The 23352-nt window shown below is 72.8% G+C and carries 21 protein-coding genes and 1 pseudogene; 14 read left to right on the forward strand and 8 right to left on the reverse strand.

The window, feature by feature from the left end:
* Positions 1-63 precede the first annotated feature (63 nt).
* From ACIF80_RS08720 to ACIF80_RS08765, 10 genes are all read left to right on the forward strand, one after another.
* A complete protein-coding gene (locus tag ACIF80_RS08720; RefSeq protein WP_399801095.1) occupies positions 64-999 on the forward strand; it encodes a carbohydrate ABC transporter permease in 936 nt (311 codons plus the stop codon).
* Complete coding sequence (locus tag ACIF80_RS08725; RefSeq protein WP_399801097.1) at positions 996-1898, forward strand: carbohydrate ABC transporter permease; 903 nt, start codon at positions 996-998, stop codon at positions 1896-1898. The genes ACIF80_RS08720 and ACIF80_RS08725 overlap by 4 nt, the downstream gene beginning before the upstream one ends.
* The gene (locus ACIF80_RS08730; RefSeq protein ID WP_399801099.1) at positions 1895-3199 is read left to right on the forward strand and encodes a Gfo/Idh/MocA family protein; all 1305 of its coding nucleotides are present in this window, start codon (positions 1895-1897) and stop codon (positions 3197-3199) included. Before ACIF80_RS08725 ends, ACIF80_RS08730 begins: the two co-directional genes overlap by 4 nt.
* Positions 3196-4041 (forward strand): PmoA family protein, encoded by an 846-nt coding sequence (locus tag ACIF80_RS08735; protein WP_399801101.1) that lies wholly within the window; start codon positions 3196-3198, stop codon positions 4039-4041. Before ACIF80_RS08730 ends, ACIF80_RS08735 begins: the two co-directional genes overlap by 4 nt.
* Positions 4038-5636 carry a family 43 glycosylhydrolase gene (locus ACIF80_RS08740; RefSeq protein WP_399801103.1) on the forward strand — a complete coding sequence of 533 codons (1599 nt, stop codon included), beginning with the start codon at positions 4038-4040 and terminating at the stop codon, positions 5634-5636. Before ACIF80_RS08735 ends, ACIF80_RS08740 begins: the two co-directional genes overlap by 4 nt.
* Before the next feature lie 239 nt (positions 5637-5875).
* The gene (locus ACIF80_RS08745; RefSeq protein ID WP_399801105.1) at positions 5876-7240 is read left to right on the forward strand and encodes an ABC transporter substrate-binding protein; all 1365 of its coding nucleotides are present in this window, start codon (positions 5876-5878) and stop codon (positions 7238-7240) included.
* Positions 7241-7396: 156 nt separating this feature from the next.
* Positions 7397-8203, forward strand: a complete 807-nt coding sequence (locus ACIF80_RS08750; protein ID WP_399801107.1) for a rhamnogalacturonan acetylesterase — start codon at positions 7397-7399, stop codon at positions 8201-8203.
* A 107-nt stretch (positions 8204-8310) separates the two neighbouring features.
* Entirely contained in the window at positions 8311-9672 is a 1362-nt protein-coding gene (locus ACIF80_RS08755; protein WP_399801109.1) for a polysaccharide lyase family 1 protein, read from the forward strand.
* A gap of 160 nt (positions 9673-9832) precedes the next feature.
* Positions 9833-11014, forward strand: coding sequence for a pectinesterase family protein (locus ACIF80_RS08760; protein WP_399801111.1), 1182 nt, complete (start codon positions 9833-9835; stop codon positions 11012-11014).
* The gene (locus ACIF80_RS08765) at positions 11011-12111 is read left to right on the forward strand and encodes a dienelactone hydrolase family protein (RefSeq protein WP_399801114.1); all 1101 of its coding nucleotides are present in this window, start codon (positions 11011-11013) and stop codon (positions 12109-12111) included. The genes ACIF80_RS08760 and ACIF80_RS08765 overlap by 4 nt, the downstream gene beginning before the upstream one ends.
* Before the next feature lie 16 nt (positions 12112-12127).
* Here the strand turns inward: ACIF80_RS08765 and ACIF80_RS08770 are convergent.
* From ACIF80_RS08770 to ACIF80_RS08780, 3 genes and pseudogenes are all read right to left on the reverse strand, one after another.
* Positions 12128-12367 (reverse strand): annotated as a pseudogene (locus ACIF80_RS08770) (1,4-beta-xylanase); the annotation flags it as partial.
* Complete coding sequence (locus ACIF80_RS08775; RefSeq protein ID WP_399801116.1) at positions 12352-13125, reverse strand: hypothetical protein; 774 nt, start codon at positions 13123-13125, stop codon at positions 12352-12354. The gene ACIF80_RS08775 and the pseudogene ACIF80_RS08770, both read right to left, overlap by 16 nt.
* Before the next feature lie 2 nt (positions 13126-13127).
* Complete coding sequence (locus ACIF80_RS08780; RefSeq protein ID WP_399801119.1) at positions 13128-13703, reverse strand: SigE family RNA polymerase sigma factor; 576 nt, start codon at positions 13701-13703, stop codon at positions 13128-13130.
* Between the two features lie 275 nt (positions 13704-13978).
* Between ACIF80_RS08780 and ACIF80_RS08785 the strand changes: the two genes are divergently transcribed.
* Positions 13979-15430 carry an NCS2 family permease gene (locus tag ACIF80_RS08785; RefSeq protein ID WP_399801122.1) on the forward strand — a complete coding sequence of 484 codons (1452 nt, stop codon included), beginning with the start codon at positions 13979-13981 and terminating at the stop codon, positions 15428-15430.
* Between the two features lie 210 nt (positions 15431-15640).
* Here ACIF80_RS08785 and ACIF80_RS08790 read toward each other — a convergent pair whose 3' ends face one another.
* The 5 genes from ACIF80_RS08790 to ACIF80_RS08810 all read right to left on the reverse strand — a co-directional run bounded on the left by ACIF80_RS08790 (position 15641) and on the right by ACIF80_RS08810 (position 19998).
* A complete protein-coding gene (locus ACIF80_RS08790; protein ID WP_399801124.1) occupies positions 15641-16303 on the reverse strand; it encodes a response regulator in 663 nt (220 codons plus the stop codon).
* Entirely contained in the window at positions 16300-17631 is a 1332-nt protein-coding gene (locus ACIF80_RS08795) for a sensor histidine kinase (protein WP_399801126.1), read from the reverse strand. Before ACIF80_RS08795 ends, ACIF80_RS08790 begins: the two co-directional genes overlap by 4 nt.
* Positions 17628-18656 carry a hypothetical protein gene (locus ACIF80_RS08800; RefSeq protein ID WP_399801129.1) on the reverse strand — a complete coding sequence of 343 codons (1029 nt, stop codon included), beginning with the start codon at positions 18654-18656 and terminating at the stop codon, positions 17628-17630. The genes ACIF80_RS08795 and ACIF80_RS08800 overlap by 4 nt, the downstream gene beginning before the upstream one ends.
* 83 nt (positions 18657-18739) lie before the next feature.
* On the reverse strand, positions 18740-19222 hold the full coding sequence (locus ACIF80_RS08805) for a GNAT family N-acetyltransferase (protein ID WP_399801131.1): 483 nt from the start codon (positions 19220-19222) through the stop codon (positions 18740-18742).
* A 2-nt stretch (positions 19223-19224) separates the two neighbouring features.
* Positions 19225-19998: an IclR family transcriptional regulator gene (locus tag ACIF80_RS08810; protein ID WP_109379962.1), complete on the reverse strand. Its 774-nt coding sequence runs from the start codon at positions 19996-19998 to the stop codon at positions 19225-19227.
* A gap of 150 nt (positions 19999-20148) precedes the next feature.
* Here ACIF80_RS08810 and ACIF80_RS08815 point away from each other — a divergent pair, with 150 nt between their 5' ends.
* The 3 genes from ACIF80_RS08815 to ACIF80_RS08825 all read left to right on the forward strand — a co-directional run bounded on the left by ACIF80_RS08815 (position 20149) and on the right by ACIF80_RS08825 (position 23304).
* A complete protein-coding gene (locus ACIF80_RS08815; protein WP_399801134.1) occupies positions 20149-21678 on the forward strand; it encodes an aldehyde dehydrogenase (NADP(+)) in 1530 nt (509 codons plus the stop codon).
* 100 nt (positions 21679-21778) lie between these two features.
* Positions 21779-22387: a DUF1349 domain-containing protein gene (locus tag ACIF80_RS08820; RefSeq protein WP_399801136.1), complete on the forward strand. Its 609-nt coding sequence runs from the start codon at positions 21779-21781 to the stop codon at positions 22385-22387.
* Between the two features lie 206 nt (positions 22388-22593).
* Positions 22594-23304 carry a DsbA family oxidoreductase gene (locus ACIF80_RS08825; RefSeq protein WP_399801275.1) on the forward strand — a complete coding sequence of 237 codons (711 nt, stop codon included), beginning with the start codon at positions 22594-22596 and terminating at the stop codon, positions 23302-23304.
* Positions 23305-23352 lie beyond the last annotated feature (48 nt).

Raw genomic sequence — 23352 nt, forward strand, 5'->3', positions numbered from 1 at the left:
ACCTGAGAAGAAAGCGCTTCACCCCCGCACAGCACGACGTACACCGAGAAACGGAGAACAGTCATGGCCCAAGCCGCAGCCGTGGCGAAACCGCCCACGCCACCGAGGCGGCGCCGTGCCTCCGCCACGCCGCGCAGACTGCCCTACCTGCTGATCGCCCCGGCCGGCCTGCTCATGCTGGGCTTCATCGCCTACCCGGTCATCAGCGTCTTCTACTACAGCCTGCAGAACTACAACCCCACCAAGCCGTGGCGGAACGGCTACGCGGGCTTCGACAACTTCGTCCACCTCTTCACCGAGGACCCGCTGTTCTGGGACACCCTGGTCTTCAGCGCCAAGTGGGTCGTCGTCGAGGTCGGCCTCCAGCTGATGTTCGGACTCGCGCTGGCGCTCATCGTCAACCAGACCTTCATCGGGCGGGGCGTCGGCCGCGCCCTGGTCTTCTCCCCGTGGGCCGTCTCCGGCGTGCTGACCTCGGCGATCTGGGTGCTCCTCTACAACTCCCAGACCGGCATCACCCGCTACCTCGCCGACATGGGCATCGGCGACTACGGCACCAGCTGGCTCTCGGACACCTCCACCGTCTTCTCGGCGGTGGTCGTCGCCGACCTCTGGCGCGGCGTCCCCTTCTTCGCCATCCTCATCCTCGCCGACCTCCAGTCCGTCTCCAAGGACCTGTACGAGGCCGCCGAGGTCGACGGGGCCAGCCGCTTCCAGCAGTTCATGCACATCACGCTGCCCCACCTCAAGGACGCCATCATCCTGTCCACGCTGCTGCGCGCGGTGTGGGAGTTCAACAACGTCGACCTGCTCTACACCCTCACCGGCGGCGGACCGGCCGGCGTGACCACGACGCTCCCGCTGTACATCGCCAACACCAGCGTCGACGCCCACGACTTCGGCTACGCGTCGGCCCTCACCACGGTCGCGTTCGTGATTCTGCTCTTCTGCTCGATCGTCTACCTGCGGCTGAGCAAGTTCGGAGGCGAAAGCAAGTGATCACCAAAGAGGCCGCCCCGGCCGCCCCCGCCCCCGCGCGCTCCGCCGCCGAGCCGCCGAGCCGCCCCGCGAGGAAGAAGCACCGCGCCTGGGACGAGGTGCCCCGCTGGCACATCTACCTCCCCCTGGGCATCTACCTCCTGTTCACCCTCATCCCCTTCTACTGGATCCTGCTCTTCGCCCTGCGCCCGGCCGGCTCGACCTCGCTGGTGCCCTGGCCGATGACCACCGTCCACTTCGAGAAGGTGTGGACGGACCGGGCCTTCGGCACCTTCTTCCAGAACAGCGTGCTCGTCGGTGTCGCCACCCTGATCACGACGACGCTGGTCGCCCTGGCCGGAGGCTACGCGCTCGCCCGGTTCGACTTCCGCATCAAGCGGGTCTTCATGCTCGCCCTGCTGTGCTCCCAGTTCGTGCCCGGCGCGCTGCTCCTGGTCCCGCTGTTCGAGATCTTCGCCGGACTGCAGATGATCAACTCGCTCGGCAGCGTCATCATCGCCGAGACGGTCTTCCAGCTGCCGCTGTCGATGATCCTGATCAGCAACTTCATCAAGAACGTGCCGTACTCCCTGGAGGAGGCCGCCTGGGTCGACGGGTGCGGCAGGATGCGGGCGTTCCGGGTGGTCGTCCTGCCGCTGCTGCGGCCCGGACTGATCGCCGTCGGCTCCTTCGCCTTCGTCCACTCCTGGAACCACTTCCTGTTCGCCCTGATGTTCCTCAACGACCAGGAGAAGCAGACCATCCCGGTCGGTCTGAACACCCTGATGAGCGCGGACAGCGTCGACCTCGGCGCCCTCGCCGCGGGCGGCATCATCGCGGCCGTGCCCGTCGTGATCGTGTTCGCCTTCATCCAGAAGTGGCTGATCACCGGCTTCAGCGCGGGGGCGGTGAAGGGATGACCACGCCCGAGGCCGCACCCGAGCCCGCACCCCGGGGCGCCCTTGAGGCCGCGTCCGGCGCCGCGCCCCGGCCCGAGCCGCTGCCCGTCGTGCTCGCCGGCGCCCGCGGCCACGGCCGCTGGCACCTCGCGAACATCCGCAGGCTCCAGGAGGACGGGCTCGTCCGGCTGGCCGGCATCTGCGAACTCACCCCGCTCACCGAGGACGAGTACGGTGGTGAACCGCCCGAGCAGTCCGCCGACTTCGGCGCCCTGCTGGAGTCCACCGGGGCCCGGATCGCGGTCGTCTGCACCCCGATCCACACCCACACCTACCTCGCCCTCGCCGCCGCCGGACGGGGCGTGCACCTCCTGCTGGAGAAGCCGCCGGCACCGTCCTACGCCGAGTACCGCCGGATGGCCGACGGGGTCGCCGCCGCCAAGATCGCCTGCCAGATCGGCTTCCAGTCGCTGGGCTCGCACGCCGTGCCCGCCATCCGCGCACTGGTCGCCGACGGCGCCATCGGCCGGCCGACCGGGATCGGCGGCGCCGGGGCCTGGGTGCGCCCGGAGGACTACTTCCGGCGGGCGCCCTGGGCGGGCCGGCGCCGGCTGAACGGCGTCGACGTGATCGACGGGGCGCTGACCAACCCGCTCGCCCACGCCGTCGCCACCGCCCTGGCGCTGGCCGGCAGCACCCGCGCCGAGGACGTCACCGGCATCGAGACCGAACTGCTGCGCGCCAACGACATCGAGTCCGACGACACGTCCTGCGTCCGCGTCACCACCGCACAGGGCCGGCCGGTCACCGTCGCCGCGACCCTGTGCGCCGAACGGGCCGACGACCCGTACGTCCTCGTGCACGGCACCAGCGGCCGGATCACCTTCTGGTACAAGCAGGACCGCGTCCTGGTCCAGCGTGCGGGCCACGGCCCCGAAGAACTACACTTCGGCCGGACCGACCTGCTGGAGAACCTCGTCGACCACCTCGTCACCGGCGCCCCCCTGCTGGTCACCCCGGACGCGACCGGCGCCTTCATGAAGGTCGTCGAGGCGATCCGGCGGGCCCCCGACCCCGCCCCGCTGCCCGCCGGGGCCTGGCACCGCGTCCCCGGCGAGAACCGCCGCGTCGTCCCCGGTGTCGACGGACTCGTCGCGGCCGCCGCCGACACCCTGTCCCTCTACTCCGAACTCGGCGCCCCCTGGGCCCTGCCCGCACGGCAGGCCGTACCCGAGTCCGCGCGGCGGTCCGGAGAACCGTCCGCACAGCAGTCCGCACCGCAGTCCGCACCGCACCCGCCGAAAGAGGTGAGCACCCGATGACCAGTGACGACTTCGCGGTCCTGCGCGTTGCGGGCCGGCCGGTCGGCCGGTACGTCACCCGGCCCGAGCTGCCCCACAGGCTCTCCCCGCGCCCGTACCTGCACCCCGTCACCACCCTGGCCGGCACGGCGGTCACCGAACTGTCCCCCGTGGACCACACCCACCACCTCGGCGTCGGTGTCGCCGTTCCCGACGTCGAGGGGCACAACTTCTGGGGCGGGCGCACCTACGTCCGCGACCGGGGCTCCACCGAGCTGGACAACCACGGCTCCCAGCGGCACACCGGATTCCAGCTCCGGGACCCCGACGGCTTCGTGGAGGAGCTGCGCTGGATCGCCGCCCCCGGCGAGCTGCTGCGGGAGCGCCGTACCGTCGCCGCCACCGGGCTCACCGACACCGCCTGGGCGCTCGACTTCACCTTCTCCCTCACCAACGTCACCGAGGCCCCGCTCTCCGTCGGCAGCCCGGCCACCAACGGCCGCGCCGGCGCCGCCTACGGCGGTTTCTTCTGGCGGGCCCGCAAGGAGGAGAGCGGGCCGGAGGTCTTCACCTCCTCCGCCGAGGGCGAGGAAGCGGTGCACGGCCGCCCGGCCGACTGGGTGGCCCTGGCCGGCGCCGACTGGACGCTGGTGTTCGCCGGGGCCACCGAGGCGACCCGCCGCGACCCCTGGTTCGTGCGCGCCGCCGAGTACCCCGGCGTCGGCTCCTCCCTCGCCCACGACGCACGGCTGCCGGTCCCGCCCGGGGAGACGGTGGTCCGCCGCGTCGTCACCGTCGTCGCCGACGGCCGCCTCGGCAGGGACGACGCGGCCGCCCTGGTCCGCAAGGCGGTGAGCCCGTGAGCGCCCCGCCGACGGACCCCACCTACCGCAACCCGGTGCTTAACGCCGACTGGTCCGACCCGGACGTCACCCGCGTCGGCGACGACTTCTACCTGACCGCCTCCAGCTTCGGCCGCGTCCCCGGACTGCCGCTGCTGCACTCCCGTGACCTGGTCAACTGGACACTCGTCGGTCACGCGCTGCAACGCCTGGAACCCGAGAGCGAGTTCGGGATGCCCCGGCACGACTGCGGGGTCTGGGCGCCGTCCCTGCGCCACCACGACGACCGGTTCTGGATCTTCTGGGGCGACCCCGACCAGGGCATCTTCCAGGTCAACGCCCCCGAGATCCGCGGCCCTTGGACCCGCCCCCACCTGGTGAAGGCCGGCAAGGGCCTGATCGACCCGTGCCCGCTGTGGGACGAGGAGACCGGCGAGGCGTACCTCGTGCACGCCTGGGCGAAGTCCCGCTCCGGCGTCAAGAACCGCCTCACCGGCCACCGCATGCACCCCCACGGCACCGAACTCCTCGACGAGGGCAAGGTGATCGTCGACGCCGACCGCATCCCCGGCTGGTTCACCCTGGAGGGGCCCAAGCTCTACCGGCACGACGGCTGGTTCTGGATCCTGGCGCCCGCCGGGGGAGTGGAGACCGGCTGGCAGGGCGCCTTCCGGGCGCGCGACTTCTTCGGCCCGTACGAGGAGAAGGTCGTCCTGGAGCAGCGGGACACCGACGTCAACGGGCCCCACCAGGGCGGCTGGGTGCGCACCCCGTCCGGCGAGGACTGGTTCCTGCACTTCCAGCAGCGCGGGGCGTACGGCAGGGTCGTGCACCTCCAGCCGATGCGCTGGGGCCCTGCGGGGGACACCTCCCGGGCGAATGAGGGCGGGAGCGGGGGCGGCTGGCCGGTGATCGGCAACGACGGTGCCCCCGTCGCCGAGCACCGCCGCCCGGACCTGCCCGCCCAGCCGGCCTCCGCGCCCGCCACCGACGACGACTTCCCCGGCGGCCGGCACGGCCGTCAGTGGCAGTGGACGGCCAACCCTCCCCCAAGCTCTCGGCTCCGCTCGAGCAGGGAGGACCCCCATGACGGCTGGGCCACCCAGCACTCCGCCGACGGCCTGCGGCTGACCTGCGTCCGCACCGCCGACGCGCACGACCTGCGCAAACTGCCGAACATCCTCACCCAGCGGCTGCCCGGCACCCCGTGCACCATCGAGGTGGAACTGCGGCTCGACAGCCCGGAGCCCGGAGCGCGGGCGGGCCTCGCCGTCCTCGGGGACGCCTACGCCTGGATCGGACTCCAGCGCGGCGCGGACGGCACGGCACACCTCGTGCACCGGTTCGCCGAGACGGCCGCCGGGAGCGAACGCGACGCCGGCCACCCCCGCCTCGCCCCCGAAGGCAGGGCCCGGCTGCGGATCGAGGCCGGAGCCGGGGCCCGCTGCCGCTTCTCGTACGACACCGGGGACGGCTTCCGTCCCTCCGGGCAGACCTTCGCCGCCACACCGTGGCGCTGGGTCGGCGCCCTGCTCGGCCTGGCCGCCCTCGCCCCGACGGGCCAGGGGCACGCCGGGACCGCGACCTTCAGGCGGTTCAGGATCAGTCCCGCCTGACCACCCTCCTCCGTACGCCTGTTGGGAGCCGCAATGACGCACCTCCTGGGCAAGCGCTTGCCGAGGCCGGCCTCACCACCGGACACGGCCCCGGCACCGGCTTCGGCGCCCGCGCCGGCACCGCCCCCACGTGACTGAACCCCGCCGGACGACCGCGAACGCCCCCACACCCGCACCTCCCGCACCTCCCGCAAGTCCCGTCGGAACCAGAAGAACCAGAAGCAGAAGAGAGCCGACCAATGAAGATCAGCAATCGCAGAAGCAGCAGCACCGGCAGGCGCCGGACCCCGGCCGCCGTCGCCCTGGGCGCCGTGCTCGCGCTGACCGTCACCGCCTGCGGCGACGACGGCAGCGGCGCGGGCGGCGACAAGGGTGCCGAGGGCAGCGGCACGGGCAAGATCACCTTCTGGGACAACAACGGCGGTGTCCGCACCGACATCTGGAAGGAGATCATCGCCGACTTCGAGAAGGCCAACCCGGACATCAAGGTCGAGTACGTCGGGATCGCCTCCACCGAGTACCAGTCCAAGGTCGACACCGCCATCCAGGGCGGCGGCCTGCCGGACGTCGGAGGCATCAGCGCGTCGATGCTCGCGGGCTTCGCCGCCCAGAAGGCGGTCGACCCGCTGGACGACCGGCTGGGCAAGTCGCCCCTCGAGGGCAAGCTGAACAAGGACATGGTCGAGTCGCTGCGCGCCGCCGGCGGCGGTGACGACAAGCTGTACTCGATCCCGACCTCCGCGAACAACGGCGTCCTCTACTACCGCACCGACCTGTTCGAGAAGGCGGGCCTCGAGGAGCCGACCACCTGGGACCGCTTCTTCAAGGCCGCGGACAAGCTCAGCAACAAGGGCAAGAACGAGTTCGGCTACACCATCCGCGGTGGTGCCGGCTCCATCGCCCAGGCCCTGGACGCGATGTACGGCCAGTCCGGCATCACCACGTTCTGGGACTCCACCGGTGAGAAGACCACGGTCAACGACCCGAAGAACGTCGAGGCCCTGGAGAAGTACGCGGGCCTGTTCAAGAAGGTCACTCCCGCCGCCGACCTGAACAACGACTTCACCAAGATGGTCGCGCAGTGGGACTCGGGCACCATCGGCATGCTCAACCACAACCTCGGCTCGTACCAGGACCACGTGAAGGCGTTCGGCGCCGACAAGTTCCGGGGCATCCCGCAGCCGACCGGACCCGACGGGGCCCGGGTCCAGGTCTCCAACCCGGTCGACGGGCTCGGCGTGTTCCAGAGCTCCAAGAACAAGGACGCCGCCTGGAAGTTCATCGAGTACGCCGTCTCGGCCGAGGCCAACTCGAAGTTCAACGAGTCCGCCGGACAGGTGCCGGCCAACCTCGACGCCGCCAAGGACGACTGGATCCAGAAGGCGGAGCCGACGAAGCTGGCCGCGGACGCGCTGAGCGACGGGTCGACGACGATCGTCCAGCTGCCGTACTACCTGCCCGACTGGAACACCATCTCCAAGGCCGACAACGAGCCCAGCTTCCAGAAGGTGCTGCTCGGGGACATGAGCGCCAAGGACTTCCTCGACAACCTGGCCGAGCAGCTGAACGAGGCCCAGGCCGAGTGGCAGGAGCAGATGGCCTGAGCCGCACCCGGTGACACCGCGGGGGCGGCCCGTCCCCTCCGGGGCACGGGCCGCCCCCACGACCGGCCGCGCCCGCCCGGCCGCGGCCCGCACACAGGTACAGTCCCGAGCCCTCCCACGGGGCTCCTTCGGACCCTTGCTGAAAGGCACAGGCTTGTGTCGCTCACTCGCAGACAGGTATCCGCCGCCGGTCTCGGCCTTCCCCTCGCCCTCGCCGTGACCGGCACCGCCCAGGCCGCCCCCGGGCGTCCCCGCCCCCGCACCCTCTACATCGCCGGGGACTCCACCGCGGCCCAGAAGTACGCCGACGCCGCCCCCGAGACCGGGTGGGGCACGGCGCTCCCCTTCCTGCTCCGCCCCGGCCTCGAGGTCGCCAACCACGCGGTGAACGGCCGGAGTTCGAAGAGCTTCGTCGACGAGGGACGGCTGGACGCGATCCTCGCCGCCGTCCGGCCCGGTGACCTCCTGCTGATCCAGTTCGCGCACAACGACGAGAAGGCCACCGACCCGACCCGCTACACCGAGCCCTGGACGACGTACCGGGAGTATCTGCGGCTGTACGTCGACGGGGCCAGGGCCCGTGGGGCGCGGCCCGTGCTGGCCACCGCCGTGGAACGCCGGAGGTTCGACGCGGGCGGTGCCGCCGTGCCGAGCCACGGCGACTATCCGGCGGCGATGCGGGCGCTGGCGCAGGAGGAGCGGGTCGCGCTGCTCGACACCCAGGCCCTGTCGCTGGCGCTGTGGCAGGAGCTCGGGGCCGAGGAGACGAAGAAGTACTTCAACTGGACGGCGACCGAGCAGGACAACACGCACTTCAACCCGCCCGGCGCCATCGCCGTGGCGCGGCTGGTCGCCCGGGAGCTGCTGCGCACCCGGGTGCTCGCGCCGCGGGACGTGCGCCGGCTGGACGACGTGATCCCCGAGTCCTGGATCACCTGGCCGGACGGCGGCGCCACCGCCTGACCCGCCTCGCGCACACCGTGTGAGGCGCGTGGGACGCGTGAGTCACGCGAGGGGCGCGCACGACAGTCCGCGACACCGACGGAACGAGACACAGGGAGACCCGCACCATGACCCGCACCCCGAACAGACGTGAGTGGCATGCCCATGCCACCGTGAAGGCCGCCGGGCTGGCCGGCTGCACCGCCCTCGTCCTGGCCCTGACCGGCACCGGCGCCCAGGCGCACGGCGGCCACTCCGGTGACCACCCCGGCAAGCACCGCGACCCCGCCCGGCAGACACTCGGCGCGAACGACGGCTGGGCGTCCCACGGCACCGGCACCACCGGAGGCGCCGGCGCCGCCCCCGAGCACGTCCACACCGTCAGCGACTGGGCCGGCTTCAAGGCGGCCCTGGCGGACGGCGGCAGCGCGCCGAAGATCATCAAGGTGCGGGGGACCATCGACGCGGTCTCCGCCGGCTGCGACTCGCTCGCCGTCCCCGGCTACGACTTCGACGCCTACCTGGAGAAGTACGCGCCCGAGACCTGGGGCCTGGAACAGGACCTGAGCGACGAGCCCGACGACAGCCCCGAGGGCCTGCGCAGGGCCTCGGCGGCCCAGCAGAACACCACGATCAAGGCGAACGTCCCCGCCAACACCACGATCATCGGCATCGGGAAGAACGCCGGGTTCAAGGGCGCCAGCCTGCAGATCAAGGACGTCGACAACGTCATCGTCCGCAACCTCACCCTGGAGAGCCCCCTCGACTGCTTCCCGCAGTGGGACCCGACCGACGGCGACAGGGGCAACTGGAACTCCGAGTACGACACCGCCGTCGTGTACAACGCCACCCACGTCTGGCTGGACCACAACACCTTCACCGACGGCGAGCACCCCGACAGCGCGGCCCCCACCCACCTCGGGATGCTGTACCAGCAGCACGACGGCGAGCTGGACATCGTCCGCGGCGCCGACTACGTCACCGCCTCCTGGAACGTCTTCACCGAGCACGACAAGACGATCCTGATCGGCAACAGCGACGGCGAGTCCACGGCCGTCGGCGACCGGGGCAAGCTGAAGGCGACCTTCCACCACAACCTGTTCTCGAAGCTGGTCGAGCGCGCGCCGCGCGTGCGCTTCGGGCAGGTCGACGTCTACAGCAACCACTTCGTGGCCGACGCGGGCTACGGCTACAGCTTCGGCATCGGCAAGGAGTCCCGGCTCGTCGCCGAGCACAACGCGTTCACCCTGGCGAAGGGCGTCAGCCCGGCCAAGATCCTCAAGCGGTGGAACGACTCGCCGCTCACCGCGCGGAACAACCTCGTCAACGGCAAGCGGGTCGACCTGATCGCCGTGCACAACGCGGAGATCCCCGAGGAGACCCTCCGGTCCGGCGCCGGCTGGACACCCACCCTGCGCGCCGACGTCGACCGGGCGCAGGCGGTGCCGGCGCTGGTCAAGCACGGTGCGGGAGCGGGCCGCCTCCGCTGACCTCCTCCCCGCACCCCTGACGCCGGGGCGGGCGCGTACCACCCCCACTGTGGCGCGCGCCCGCCCCGGTCCATCCCGCCCGCTTCGCCCGTCGACCCGGTCCGCCCGCCACCGCCCGTCCGACCCGGCCCGCCCGGTCCCGTACCGAAGGAGCACCTGCATGCCCTCGCCCCACGGCCGCCCGCTGCCGTTCTCCTCGCGCACGTCCCCGCCCGTCTCCCGACGGGGTCTCCTGCTCACGGGTGCCTCGGCCGCGACCGCCCTCGCCCTGACCGCCGCTCCCGCCCGGGCCGCCGCCCCCGCCCGGGCCGCCCACGGCCCGCGCCGGCCGTTCGGCCGGTACGGCTCGCCGGCCGACCGCCTGACCCCGAAGACCCTGTACGTGCACCCCGGCGGCGCGGGAGACTTCACCACCGTCCAGGCGGCCGTGACCGCCGCGACCGGCACCGGACGCGTCCTCGTCCTGGCCCCCGGCACCTACCGGGAGACGGTCTCCGTCGACGCCGACCGCACCGGCATGACCTGGATCGGCGCCTCGCCCGACGCCCGGGACACAGTGATCGTCCACAACAACGCGGCGGGCACCCCGAAGCCGGACGGCTCCGGCACCTACGGCACCTCCGGCTCCGCCACCACCACCGTGCGCCCCGACGGCTTCACCGCCCGCCGGATCACCTTCGCCAACGACTGGCTGCGCACCGACCTCCCCGGCACCAGCGGCACCCAGGCCGTCGCCCTCAAGGTGCAGGGCGACCGCAGCGCCTTCACGCACTGCCGGTTCCTCGGCCATCAGGACACCCTGTACGCCGACTCCCCGTCCCTGGACACGTTCGCCCGCCAGTACTTCTCCCACTGCTACGCCGAGGGCGACGTCGACTTCGTCTTCGGCCGGGCGACCGCCGTCTTCGAGCACTGCCACTTCCGCACCCTGATCCGCCCGGACCTGACCGGTGCCCCGTACGGCTTCGTCTTCGCGCCCTCCACCGCCGGCGCCAACCCGCGCGGCTACCTCGTCACCAGGAGCACCATCAGCAGCGAGGCGCCCGACGGTCACTACAAGCTGGCCCGCCCCTGGGTGCCGAGCTCCGACACCACCGCCCGCCCGATGCTCACCGTCCGCGACACCCACCTCGGCCCCGGCATCGACGCCGTCGCGCCCTACACCACCATGGCGGCCGGTCACCCCTGGCAGGACCAGCGCTTCGCCGAGTACCGCAACAGCGGTCCCGGCGCCGTGGTCACCGTCCCGGAGAACCGGCCGCAGCTCACCCGGGCCCGGGCCGCCGCCCACACTCCCGGGACCTACCTCGGCGACTGGCACCCCCGGCCGGCCGCAAGATGACCTCGTCCTCTGCCCCCGCCCCCGTCCCCGGCCCGCCCGGACTCCACCAAGTGCTCAAGGACGACCTGACGTTCCCGCTCGCCTGGGGCACCTCACCCGTCCGGGACTTCGACGCGTGGCGGCGGGCGGCCCGCGGAAAGGTCGAGGAACTGCTCGTCGTCGACGACCAGGACGGCACGCCGTACGCGCCCGAGTTCACCGCGGGCCCCGCCGCCCCCGACGACTCCGGAGGGAAGGGCTTCACCCGCGAGTCGGTGACCCTCTCGCTGACCCGGTACGGCAGGACCCGCGGCGTGCTGCTCACCCCGTACGGCACCGGGCCCTTCCCGGCCGTGCTGCTCCTGCACGACCACGGCTCCCGCTTCGACATCGGCAAGGAGAAGTGCGTCCGGCCCTGGTACGACGACACCCGGCTCGCCTCCGCCGAGCAGTGGGCCGCGCGGCACTTCGGCGGACGCTTCGTCGGCGACGAACTCGCCCGGCGCGGCCACGTCGTGCTCTGCCTGGACGCCCTCGGATGGGGCGAGCGGGGGCCGTTGGCCTACGAGCGGCAGCAGGAACTGGCGAGCAACCTCTTCCACCTCGGCTCCTCGCTCGCCGGACTCCACGCCCGCGAGGACCAGCGCGCCGCCGCCTTCCTGGCCGGCCTCGACCGGGTGGACGCCCGCCGGGTGGCCGCCCTGGGCTTCTCCATGGGCGGCTACCGGGCCTGGCAGGCGGCCGCGCTCAGCGACCACGTCGCGGCCGCGGCGAGCGTGTGCTGGATGACCGGACTGAAGGACATGATGGTGCCCGGCAACAACACGCTGCGCGGGCAGTCGGCGTTCCACATGCTCCACCCCGGCCTCACCCGGCACCTGGACATCCCCGACGTGGCGGGCATCGCCGCACCCCGGCCGATGCTGTTCTTCCACGGCGGGCTCGACCCGCTGTTCCCCGCCGACGGCGTGCGGACCGCCTACGACAAGCTGCGCGCCCTGTGGCACTCGCAGGGCGCCGGGCACCGGCTGCGGCTGAAGACGTGGCCGGACCGCGGCCACGTCTTCGACGGGGCGATGCAGGACGAGGTGTACGCCTGGCTCGCCGCCGTCCTGTGACGGTGGCCGGCCCCTACGGGTACACGGCCGGCAGCCGGTCGTACTCCGCCCGCGTCACCGGGATCACGGTGCCGTGCCGGGGACCGGCGGGCAGCTGGTAACCGGTGGACGGGGTCCAGCGGCCCGAGGCGAGGTCGGTCGTCTCGAAGGGGAGACAGCCCCGGCCGCCGTACTCGTCGATGAACAGGTACCACTTCTCCTCGGTGTTGGACTTGAACACCGTGGGCCCCTCGCCCCGGCTCATCGCCCCGCTGCCGTGTCGTCGGCGTCCCCGGGCGTGAAACCGCCGTCCACGGAGAACCGTTCGGCTCCCGCAGTGGCGGCCGTCGCCGTGTAGGTGTCCTTCCGCGCGTCGCGGCCGCCACGCGCATGGTCATACTGGCCGGCGAACACCCACTCGCCCGGCGGGACCGTGCGGCCCTTCCTCAGCGTCCAGGTGTAGACGAGGAACCCGCCCCGCTCGCCCACCGTGAGGCCGAAGTCCTGTTCGGGCAGCGACCGCCAGGCACCCGTCGACGAGACCCCGCCGGTCTGCGCGACGCGCAGCCGCACGGTCAGCGCGGTCAGCCGTTCGCCGGCGCGCAGGGTGACATCGCTCTGCGCCCAGAACTCGTTGCTGTGCGGGTTCACCGCACCGTCCGCCCCCAGCGGGCCGCCCCCGGAGCCGGCGGGCGGCCGCGCCGCGTCGGGCGCCTCCGGGGGCGGCGTCGAGGGCGGTGCGGCGGCCGTCGTCGGGGAGACCGCCACCTGGCGCTGCGGGGGAGCCGGGGCGTCCCGCACCGCGGATGCCGCCGTGTAACCGGCCGCTGCGAGCACCCCGGCCACCGCGGCCGTCGCGCCCGCCACCCGGATCCAGCCCGGCTCCCGGGGGCGCGCCGCCCGGCGGACCGGCCGGCCCGGCCCGGCCATGCCGCGCTCCACCCGGACCAGCATGCGCTCCCGGTCGGGCCGGTGCGCCCCGGCCGCCTCCCGCAGCCGGGCGCGCACCTCCTCGGGCGCATCGTCCCGCCGCATCGTCACCGGTCCCCTCCCAGGACAGCCCCGCCCAGTGCGGCATGCGCCGCGTGCACCCGTCGCGGCACTTCGGGCGTCGACGTGCCCAGCAGTCGCTGCAGTTCGGCCATCCCCTTGGAGGTCTGGCTCTTCACGGTACCCACCGAGACACCCAGGGCCAGCGCGGTGTCCTTCTCCGACAGGTCGAAGGCGTGCCGCAGCACCACGCACGCCCGCTTGCGGAACGGCAGTCTGCGCAACGCCTCCCGCACGTCCACCACGCCCGCGACGTCCGGATTCTCGACCCGCTCCTCGCGCTGCGACCAGAACAGGGCGATCCGGCGCCGCTCGCGCACCGCGCTGCGTATACGGGTGCGGGCCAGATTGGCGACCACGCCCCGCGCGTACGCCGCCGGATGGTCGGCGGCGCGCACCCGGTCCCAGCGGTGCCACAACGCCAGCAGGGCGTCCGCCGCCAGGTCGTCGGCGGTGTCCGCCTCGCCCGTCAGCAGGACGGCCAGCCGCGACAGTTCGGCGTAGTGACGCTCGAAGAAGGCATGGAACTCCGCGGCGGCGCTGCCGTCCGCGATGGTGCCCACGGACCACCACCTCCCCTCGCGGCGGACCCCGGACGCCCGGCGGGCACCGACTCGGGTGCGTACGGGCCTGGTCCGGATCCTTTTCGGATTCTTCGCGGATCGTACGGAGGGCCGAACGCCGTATGGCCGGTCGGCATGCGATTCCGTAACAAGGAGAACACCTGAACGCGATTCGGTGCGGGCACAATCCAGCCAGCATCCGCACACGGATCACTCAGGCGTCAACGAGCACCAATGATCACCAGTAACCACTCGGGTATTGAGGAGAGTTCGCCATGTCCGACTCGCAACAGGTGGCCGACAAGCCGGACTCCCGGCCCCCGGCGGGGAACGGCGTCGACCGGTTCTTCAAGATATCGGCACGCGGTTCCACCGTCGGCCGGGAGATACGCGGCGGTTTCGCCACGTTCTTCACCATGGCCTACATCCTCGTCCTCAACCCGCTGATTCTCGGCAGCGCGAAGGACAAGTTCGGCGAACAGCTCGACCCCGTCCAGCTCACCACCGCCACCGCCCTGGTGGCCGCCGTCATGACGATCATCATGGGCGTCGGCGGCAACCTTCCCCTCGCGCTCGCCGCCGGACTCGGGCTCAACGCCGTCGTCGCCTTCCAGGTCGCCCCGCTGATGGGCTGGGACGACGCGATGGGCCTGATCGTCCTGGAGGGCCTGCTCATCTGCGTGCTGGTGGTGACCGGCCTGCGCGAGGCCGTCATGCACGCCATCCCACAGGCGCTGAAGCAGGCGATCGGCGTCGGCATCGGCCTGTTCATCGCCCTCATCGGCTTCGTCGACGCCGGGTTCGTCACCCGTGTCCCGGACGCCGCGAACACCACCGTGCCGGTCCAGTTGGGCGGCACCGGCACCCTCGCGGGCTGGCCGATGCTCGTCTTCTGCGCGGGTGTCCTGCTGACCGTCGCGCTGCTCGCCCGCAAGGTGCGCGGCGCCATTCTCGTCAGCATCGTTGTCATGACCCTGGTGGCCATGGTCATCAACGCCCTCGCGGACGTGCCCACCTGGGGGCTGACCACACCCGCGTGGCCCGACTCGGTGGTCTCCGCCCCCGACTTCGGCCTCATCGGCGACTTCAGCCTGTTCGGCGCCTTCGGGCAGGCCGGCGTCATCACCATCGTCCTGCTGGTGTTCACCCTGGTGCTGTCCGACTTCTTCGACACCATGGGCACGGTCGTCGGCGTCAGCGCCGAGGCCGGACTGCTGGACGAGCAGGGCAAGGTGCCGAACCTCGGCCGGGTGCTGCTCATCGACGGTGCCGCGGCCGTCGCCGGCGGCGCGGCGTCCTCCTCCTCGGCGACCTCGTACGTCGAGTCGGCGGCCGGTGTCGGCGAGGGCGCCCGTACCGGGTTCGCCAACCTGGTCACCGGCGGGCTGTTCGCCCTGGCGCTGTTCCTCACCCCGGTGCTGACCATCGTCCCGCTCCAGGCGGCGGCTCCCGCCCTGGTCGCCGTCGGTTTCCTGATGATGACCCAGGTCAGGCACATCCCGTGGGACCGGTACGACATCGCCATCCCGGCCTTCCTCACCATCGCCGTCATGCCGTTCACCTACTCGATCACCAACGGCATCGGCGCCGGCTTCGTCGCCTACGTGCTGATCCAGGCGGTGCTGGGCAGGGCGAAGGAGATCCACTGGCTGCTGTGGGGGACATCGGCCCTGTTCCTGGTGTACTTCGCGATCGACCCGATCGAGCAGATCCTGGGCGTGAAGTAAGGCCCGTCCGGCGGTTTGCGGAGCGTCCGGTCCGGCGCCGACGGAAGGTGACGGGCCGCCCCGGGGGGATGGGGCGGCCCGTCACCTGTTCAGACGGCTGTCCGGCCGGAAAGGTTCAGCGCCTTGACGAATTGATCGCCCGGAACCGGATGCCGGGCAACTGAGCGTTCCGCAACCGTCGTTCCGCAACCACCGTTCGGGATCGGCTGTTCAGGATCCGCGCAGGAAGCCCGACTCGTACGCCGCGATGACGGCCTGGGTGCGGTCCCGGGTGCCGGTCTTCGCCAGGACCTGTGCCACATGGGTCTTCACCGTGGCGGGGCCGACCTCCAACCGCCCGGCGATCTCCGCGTTGGTCCGCCCGGCCGCCATGTGCCGCAGCACCTCGCGCTCCCGTCCGGTCAGCCTGGCCACCCACGGCGGCGGCGTACGGGACGCACGCGCGTGCCCGGCGGCGAGCGCGCGCACGGCCTCCGGGAACAGCAGGCTGTCGCTGCGCGCCACCAGCCGGACCGCACCCACCAGCGCCTCGGCCTCCGCCCGCTTGAGCAGGAACCCGGCGGCTCCGACGCGCAGCGCGTCGTACACGTAGGAGTCGTTCTCGAAGGTGGTGACGACGACCACCCGGGGCGGGTCGTCGAGGCCGGCGAGGATCTGCTCGGTGGCGCGGATGCCGTCGATCTCCGGCATCCGTACGTCCATGAGGACGACGTCGGGCCGGTGCTCCCGCACCACCGACACGGCCTGCGCGCCGGTGGCCGCCTCGCCCACCACCTCCAGATCCGGTTCGGCGGAGAGGATGGCCCGCAGGGCGGTGCGCACCATGCGCTCGTCGTCGGCGAGAACGACACGGATCGGGGCGGGGCCGGTCATGGGGTGTCCTCGGGCTCGGTCGGCGGTCCGGGAGGACCGGGTTCGGTGCGTCCCGCGCGGGACGGCCCGCGGGTCATACCGTCGTCCCGCAAAGGGAGTTCCACGTGCAGCCGCCAGGTGCCGCTCTCCGGGCCGGCCTCGGTGGTGCCGCCCAGCAGGCGGGTCCGGTCCCGGATGCCGCGCAGACCGTGGCCGCCGCCGGGGCGGGTGGCCGCCACGGAGGCGCCGTGCGGGTTCTCGACGGTGATCGTCAGACGGCCGTCGCGGACCTCGACGCACAGCGTCACGACGACCCCCTCACCGGCGTGTCTGAGGACGTTGCCCAGCCCTTCCTGCACGATGCGGTACGCCTCCCGGGAGACCATCGCCGGCAGCGCGCGGAGCCGTGTCCCGATCGTGGCCGTCACCTTCAGCCCGCTCGCCCGGGTACCGCGCAGCAGGTCGTCGAGGCCGGTGGCGAGGGTGGGCGCGGGCAGGCCGACCCGGTCCTCGTCGTTGCGCAACACACCCAGCACGGCGTCGAGTTCACCCACGGTGCGGCGCGTGGTGTCCTCGATGGCGGCCAGGGCGCCCCGGACGAACTCCGGGTCGGTGTCCAGGACCCGGCGCGCCGCGCTCGCCTGGAGCGTGACCGCGCTCAGCGCGTGTCCCACCGAGTCGTGCAGCTCACGGGCCAGCCGGTTGCGGACGGCGAGGTCGGCGGCGCGGGCCTCGGCAGCGGCGAGCCGGTCCTCGGGGGTGGGGCCGAGCAGCGCCGGCGCCCAGCGGGCCAGCAGCACGCCGCAGCCGGCCACACAGCCGGCCAGTGCCAGGAGCGATGCCACGCCGGCGACCGGCGAGAGCGCCAACGCCCAGGGGCGGTCCAGGACTTCCGGCAGGCCGAGCGGGGAGTCGCGCAGCCCCGCGAAGAGCGGCAGCACGATCAGCCCGACGGCGAACGGCGGCACCGCCAGCGACATCCCGGCGATGACCCCGCCCAGCCCCAGATGCACCGTGTACCAGACCGCCGTACGGCCCTTCGCGGCGCGGGTGCGGGCGGGCCCGTCGGCGAGCCGGGCGGCGTCCACCCCGCACAGCCAGCGCACGGCGGCGGTCTCCAGCGGCCGGGTCAGCGGAAACAGGGAGGTGACGGCGGCGAGCGGCAGGCCGACGGCGAACGAGGCGAGCTGGAGGGCGGGAGAGGAGAAGACGTCGGTGGTGCCGGTCAGGGGACCGATGACGACCGAGCCGACGAGGACGTACGGCATCGCGAGCGCGCCGCCCAGGACCAGGTGGACCCAGCGCAGGCGCGCCCGCCGGCCGAACAGCAGGTGAAGGATGCCGCTCACGCCGCCCGCCGCCGTGCCGTCCCGGCCGACCGCTCCGCGAAGTGATGGGCGCCGATGGCGGCCACCAGGATGCCGACGATCATCTGGCCAGAGTAGGTGAGATGCATCAGCGCGGTCGGCTGGTCGGCGATGTCGTCCACGGCCCCGATGGAGGCCACCGACATCCAGCCGCCCCAGCAGGCCACGGCGGCGGAGCCCACCCAGGTCAGACCCAGCGGCACCGCCACGGGCAGCTTCCGGCCCCACCGGAAGGCGAGCACCAGACCGCCGGCGACGGCCGCGGCGAGGAACCCGATGTAGACGACCTCCAGGACGTAGAAGTCGCTGCCGCGCTCCGCCGCCCGGCCCTCGCTGAGCCCGGCCGTGCCGCCGCCCACCCACGACAGACGGGCGGTCAGCGGGAACAGGGCGAGCAGGGCGGCCGCCCCGGCAAGGGCCCGCTGCGCGGCTCCGACGTTCCCGGCGGGCAGTTCCCCCACCCGGCCGCGCCACAGGTGCCCCCAGCGGTCACGGGCGTAGAGGACGAACAGGGCTCCGAGGGCGAGCCCCTGCAGGATGAACCCGGTGTAGACGATGCCGAACACCCACTCCTCCAGGAAGGGCTCGCCACTCCCCGCCGTGCCGCCGCCGCCACCCGCCAGCCGGGCCAGGAGCTGCAACGGGAACCCCGCCATGATCGGGGCGAGCAGCCCGGTGGCGGCCCACACGGGGAACGCCAGCAGCCAGGCCGGGGTCCGCAGACCCCAGGGGCGGGTCAGGACCAGGGCCAGCACGATCACCGCGCTGTCCATCAGCAGGGACAGGCCGTTGACCACGGCCGTCTGCACGCGGTGGTCCAGCAGCACGCTGCCGTCCGGGATGCCGGCCCGACTCCCCGCGAGCCAGGCGGTCTTGAGCCCGATGTACGGCACACAGGAGACGACGGCGAGCGCCCGCAGCAGTCGGCGGGGACGGCTTACGGGGACCGGGGAGGCGGCGGGAACGGCGACGGGGGCGGTGGCTGAGGAGACGCGTGTCCGTGGCATGTCCTCAGACTCCCGCGGCACCCCGCGCGGCCACGTCCCGCGCGGTGACGATCCGCCTCCGCCGCACGGGGGAGGAGCAGGGGTCAGCCGGCCGACCTGAGGACGAGTTCGTCGGTCTCGGCGCCCCGCGCCGGCGCGTACCCCGTCTCCCGCGCGACGACCCGGAAGCCGCACTTCTCCAGGACCCGCAGCGACCCCGCGTTGTCCGCGGCCACGCGCGCGTGCAGCGGGCGCTCGGTCACCTCGGCCAGCAGGGCGCGCAGGGCGGCGGTGGCGATGCCCCTGCCCCAGTACGCGCGGTCGATCCAGTACGTCACCTCGCGCTCGCCCGGCGCCCCGTACACCGCCGCGTGGCCCATCACGTCGCCGTCGCACAGCACCGTGCGCACGACGACGTCCGGCGCGGTGCGGATACGCGCCCAGTGGGCCTCGAACGCCTCCCGGTCGGCCGGGTCCTCGGCGGTGAAGGCCGCCATGCGCAGCGCCCGGGAGTCGTTCGCCTGCCGGTAGAAGACCGGCAGGTCGCTGTCGTGCACCGCGCGCAGCGCGATCTCCGGGCCGGTCACGGTCAGAGCCTCCGGGTGGCCAGCGTCAGCCGGTCGCGCGCGTCGAACAGGGCGTCCTTGACCATCTGCTCGTGCGCGGGGGTGAGCCGGGCGACCGGCACCGAGCAGCTGATCGCGTCCCGCGCGGGAGTGCGGTACGGGATCGCCACCCCGAAGCAGCGCAGCCCCAGCGTGTTCTCCTCGCGGTCCACCGCGAAGCCCTGCTCCCGCACCTGGTGCAGCTCCTCGATGAGCTTCTCCCGGTCGGTGATCGTGTGCTCGGTGAGGGCGGGCAGCGTCTGAGGGAGCATCTTGCGCACCTGCTCGTCCGTGTACGTGCTCAGCAGTGCCTTGCCGAGGGACGTCGAGTGCGCGGGCAGCCGGCGGCCGACCCGGGTGAAGGGGCGCAGATAGTGCTGCGACTGCCGGGTGGCCAGGTACACCACGTTGGTGCCGTCGAGCCGGGCGAGGTGGATCGTCTCCGTGGTGTCGTCCGACAGCCGGTCCAGCGTGGGCCGGGCCGCCGCCACGACCTCGTCCCCGTCGATGTACGACGTGCCCACGAGCAGGGCCCGCACGCCGATGCCGTACCGCGTGCCCGTCGCGTCCGTCTCCACCCAGCCGAGGTCGACGAGGGTGCGCAGCAGCATGTAGAGACTCGACTTGGGATAGCCGACGGCCTCCTGGACCGCCGCCAGGGAATGCATGCCGGGGCGCCCGGCGAAGTACTCGAGCAGTTCAACGGTCCGCACCGCGGACTTGACCTGCGCGCCGCCGCCCGTCTCGCCAGCCGACATGCCCTTGACCCTTCGTTCGACGAGGAGCTGAAGTTATAGTCTCCAACAGCATATTCATCATCAGAGACAGTGTTCAGTATATCGAACGCTCCTGGTGGATGACGTACATACTGCGGCATTGCAAGCGGCAGTCAAGCGGAGGGACTCGCGGTGGCAGCAGCACCAGTCTGGAGTGTCGACCCCCGAACCGGGAAGCAGCGGGAACAGGTCGCGGTGGAGGCCACGGTCCAGGAGGTGGACGCCACCGTCCGGGCCGCCCACCAGGCGCGGGGCGCGCTGGCCGACCGCACCGTCCGCTCGGCCTTCCTGCGCTCGGCCGCCGACGAACTCGAGGCCGCCAAGAGCACGCTCGTCGAGGCCGCCGACGCCGAGACCGCCCTCGGACCGGTCCGCCTCACCGGCGAACTCGCCCGCACCTGCTACCAGCTGAGGGCCTTCGCCGGCATCGTCGACGAGGGCGCCTTCCTCGACGTCGTCATCGACCACCCCGACGACACCGCGACCCCGCCCGTTCCGGACCTGCGCCGCTACAAGGTCCCGCTGGGCGTCGTCGCCGTCTACTCGGCCTCCAACTTCCCCTTCGCCTTCTCCGTCCCCGGCGGCGACACCGCGAGTGCCTTCGCGGCCGGCTGCCCCGTGGTCGTCAAGGCCCACCCCGACCATCCCGGCCTGTCCGAGCTGGTCGCCAAGGTGCTGCGCCGGGCGGCAGCCCGGCACGGCATCCCCGAGGGCGTGCTCGGCCTGGTGCACGGCTTCGAGGCCGGCGTCGAGCTGGTCCGGCACCCGCTGGTCGCGGCGGCCGGCTTCACCGGCTCGGTACGCGGCGGCCGGGCCCTCTTCGACGCGGCGGCCGCCCGCCCGGTCCCGATCCCGTTCCACGGGGAGCTGGGCTCCCTGAACCCGGTCCTCGTCACGGAGGCCGCCGCCGCCGAGCGCGCCGAGGCGATCGGCGCCGGGCTCGCCGGTTCGATGACGCTCGGCACCGGCCAGTTCTGCGTGAAGCCGGGGCTCGTCCTCGCCCCGGCGAGCGCGGCCGGCGACCGCCTGGTCAAGTCCCTGACCGACGCCGTCAGCGACACCGACGCCGGTGTCCTGCTCGACCACCGCATGCGCGACCACTTCGTCGCCGGGGTCGCCGAGCGGGGCCGGCTGCCCGACGTGGAGTCCCCGGTGACGCCGGGCGCGGGCGGCGAGCACACCGTCAGCGCCGGCTTCCTCACCGTGCCGGCGAGCAGGCTCGCCGCGGAGGGCGAGCACGACCTGCTCCTGGAGGAGTGCTTCGGCCCGGTCACCGTCGTGGTCCGCTACGAGGACGACGCGGAGGTCCGCTCCGTCCTCTCCCGCCTCCCCGGCAACCTCACCGCCACCGTCCACCTCTCCGAGGAGGAGGGCGCGGGAGAGGGCAGGGGCGCGGAGATCCTCGACGAGCTGACCCCGCTCGCCGGCCGGGTACTCGTCAACGCCTGGCCGACCGGTGTGGCGGTCGCCCCCGCCCAGCACCACGGCGGCCCCTACCCGGCGACGACCTCCACCTCCACCTCGGTCGGCGGCACCGCCATCGAGCGCTGGCTGCGCCCCGTCGCCTACCAGAACAGTCCGGCGGCCCTCCTGCCGCAGGAACTGCGGGACGACAACCCGCTCGGGCTGCCGCGCCGGTTCAACGGCCGCCTGGAACGCTGACCGCGCACGGCGGAGCGGGTCCACCGCGTGCACAGGGGCCCGTCCGGCGTGATCCGCCGGGCGGGCCCCGTGCGGGCGGGGGAGCTGCGAGACTCCTCCCATGGACGTGAAGCTTCCCCAACTGCCCTTCCCCCTGCGCACTTACGGTCCCGACGGGCACTGGTCCCACGAGGACGGCGTCCTCACCGGCTGGGCCGGACCGCGCCAGGACCGTTTCGTACCGCCCACCGGGGAGGCCCTGGAGCCCGCCACCGACGCACCCCGGCTGCTGGGCGCCCCCGAGGGCGACTTCCAGCTGATCGCCCGGGTCACCGTCGGCTTCTCCGCCGCCTTCGACGCCGGGGTGCTCTACGTCCACACCGGCGAGCGGAACTGGGCCAAGCTGTGCCTGGAGTACTCCCCGGACGTGCCCACCGTCTGCACGGTCGTCACCCGGGGCCACTCCGACGACGCCAACTCCTTCACCGTGGACGGGAGTTCCGTGTGGCTGAGGGTCAGCCGCACCGGCCGCGCCTTCGCCTTCCACGCCTCCCGCGACGGCGAGCGCTGGACCTTCGTCCGCCTCTTCACCCTCGACGCGGAGAAGGAGACGGGAGCCGCCCTCGTCGGCTTCATGACCCAGTCCCCGATGGGCGAGGGCTGCGTGGTCACCTACGACCACATCGAGTTCCGGCCGAACTGGCCGCAGGACCTGCGCGACGGCGGCTGAGGGCGGGATCGGGGGAGCCCCGGGGGCCGGGCGGGGAGCGCCACCCGCCGGGGCCGGCCCCCCGGCCCGGCACACCCTCCCGCCCCCGACGACCACCACCTGTACCTGCGCCTCGCGGTGCCCGGGGAATGAACCGCACTGGTTGAAGGTTCATGCAGCCGGCGGAGGGAGTCTCCGTGCCCTACGACTGGGAGAGTGCCTCAACGATGCGTGTCGAGATCTGGTCGGACATCGCCTGTCCCTGGTGCTACGTGGGCAAGGCCCGCTTCGAGAAGGCGCTCAGCGGGTTCCCGCACCGGGACGACGTCGAGGTGGTGCACCGCTCCTTCGAGCTGGACCCGGGCCGGGCCAAGGACGACATCCAGCCCGTCCTCTCGATGCTCACCGAGAAGTACGGCATGAGCCGGGCGCAGGCCGAGGCCGGCGAGGACAACCTGGGTACCCAGGCCGCCGCCGAGGGGCTGCCCTACCGTACCCGGGGCCGTGACCACGGCGGCACCTTCGACATGCACCGCCTGCTGCACTTCGCCCGCGAGAAGGGCCGCCAGGCGGAGCTGCTCGACCTGCTCTACAAGGCGAACTTCGCCGAGGAGCGGTCCGTCTTCGGCGACGACGACCGCCTCCTCGAACTCGCCGGCGCCGCCGGCCTCGACACCGATGCCGCCCGCGCGGTCCTCGCCGACCCGGAGGCGTACGCCGCCGAGGTGCGCGAGGACCAGCGGGAGGCCGCGGAACTCGGCGCGCGGGGCGTGCCCTTCTTCGTCCTCGACCGCACGTACGGGGTCTCCGGCGCCCAGCCCGCCGAGGTGTTCACCCAGGCACTGAACCAGGCCTGGGGCGCACGCCCGCAGCTGAAGATCGTCGAGGGGGAAGCGGAGGCCTGCGGCCCCGACGGCTGCGAGGTGCCGCAGACCTGAACCGGCCGCGCCGCGACCGCCGAGCCGCATCCTTCGCGCCGCGTCTTC

The organism is Streptomyces sp. NPDC085927, from assembly GCF_044540975.1.
GTDB lineage: Bacteria > Actinomycetota > Actinomycetes > Streptomycetales > Streptomycetaceae > Streptomyces > Streptomyces hirsutus.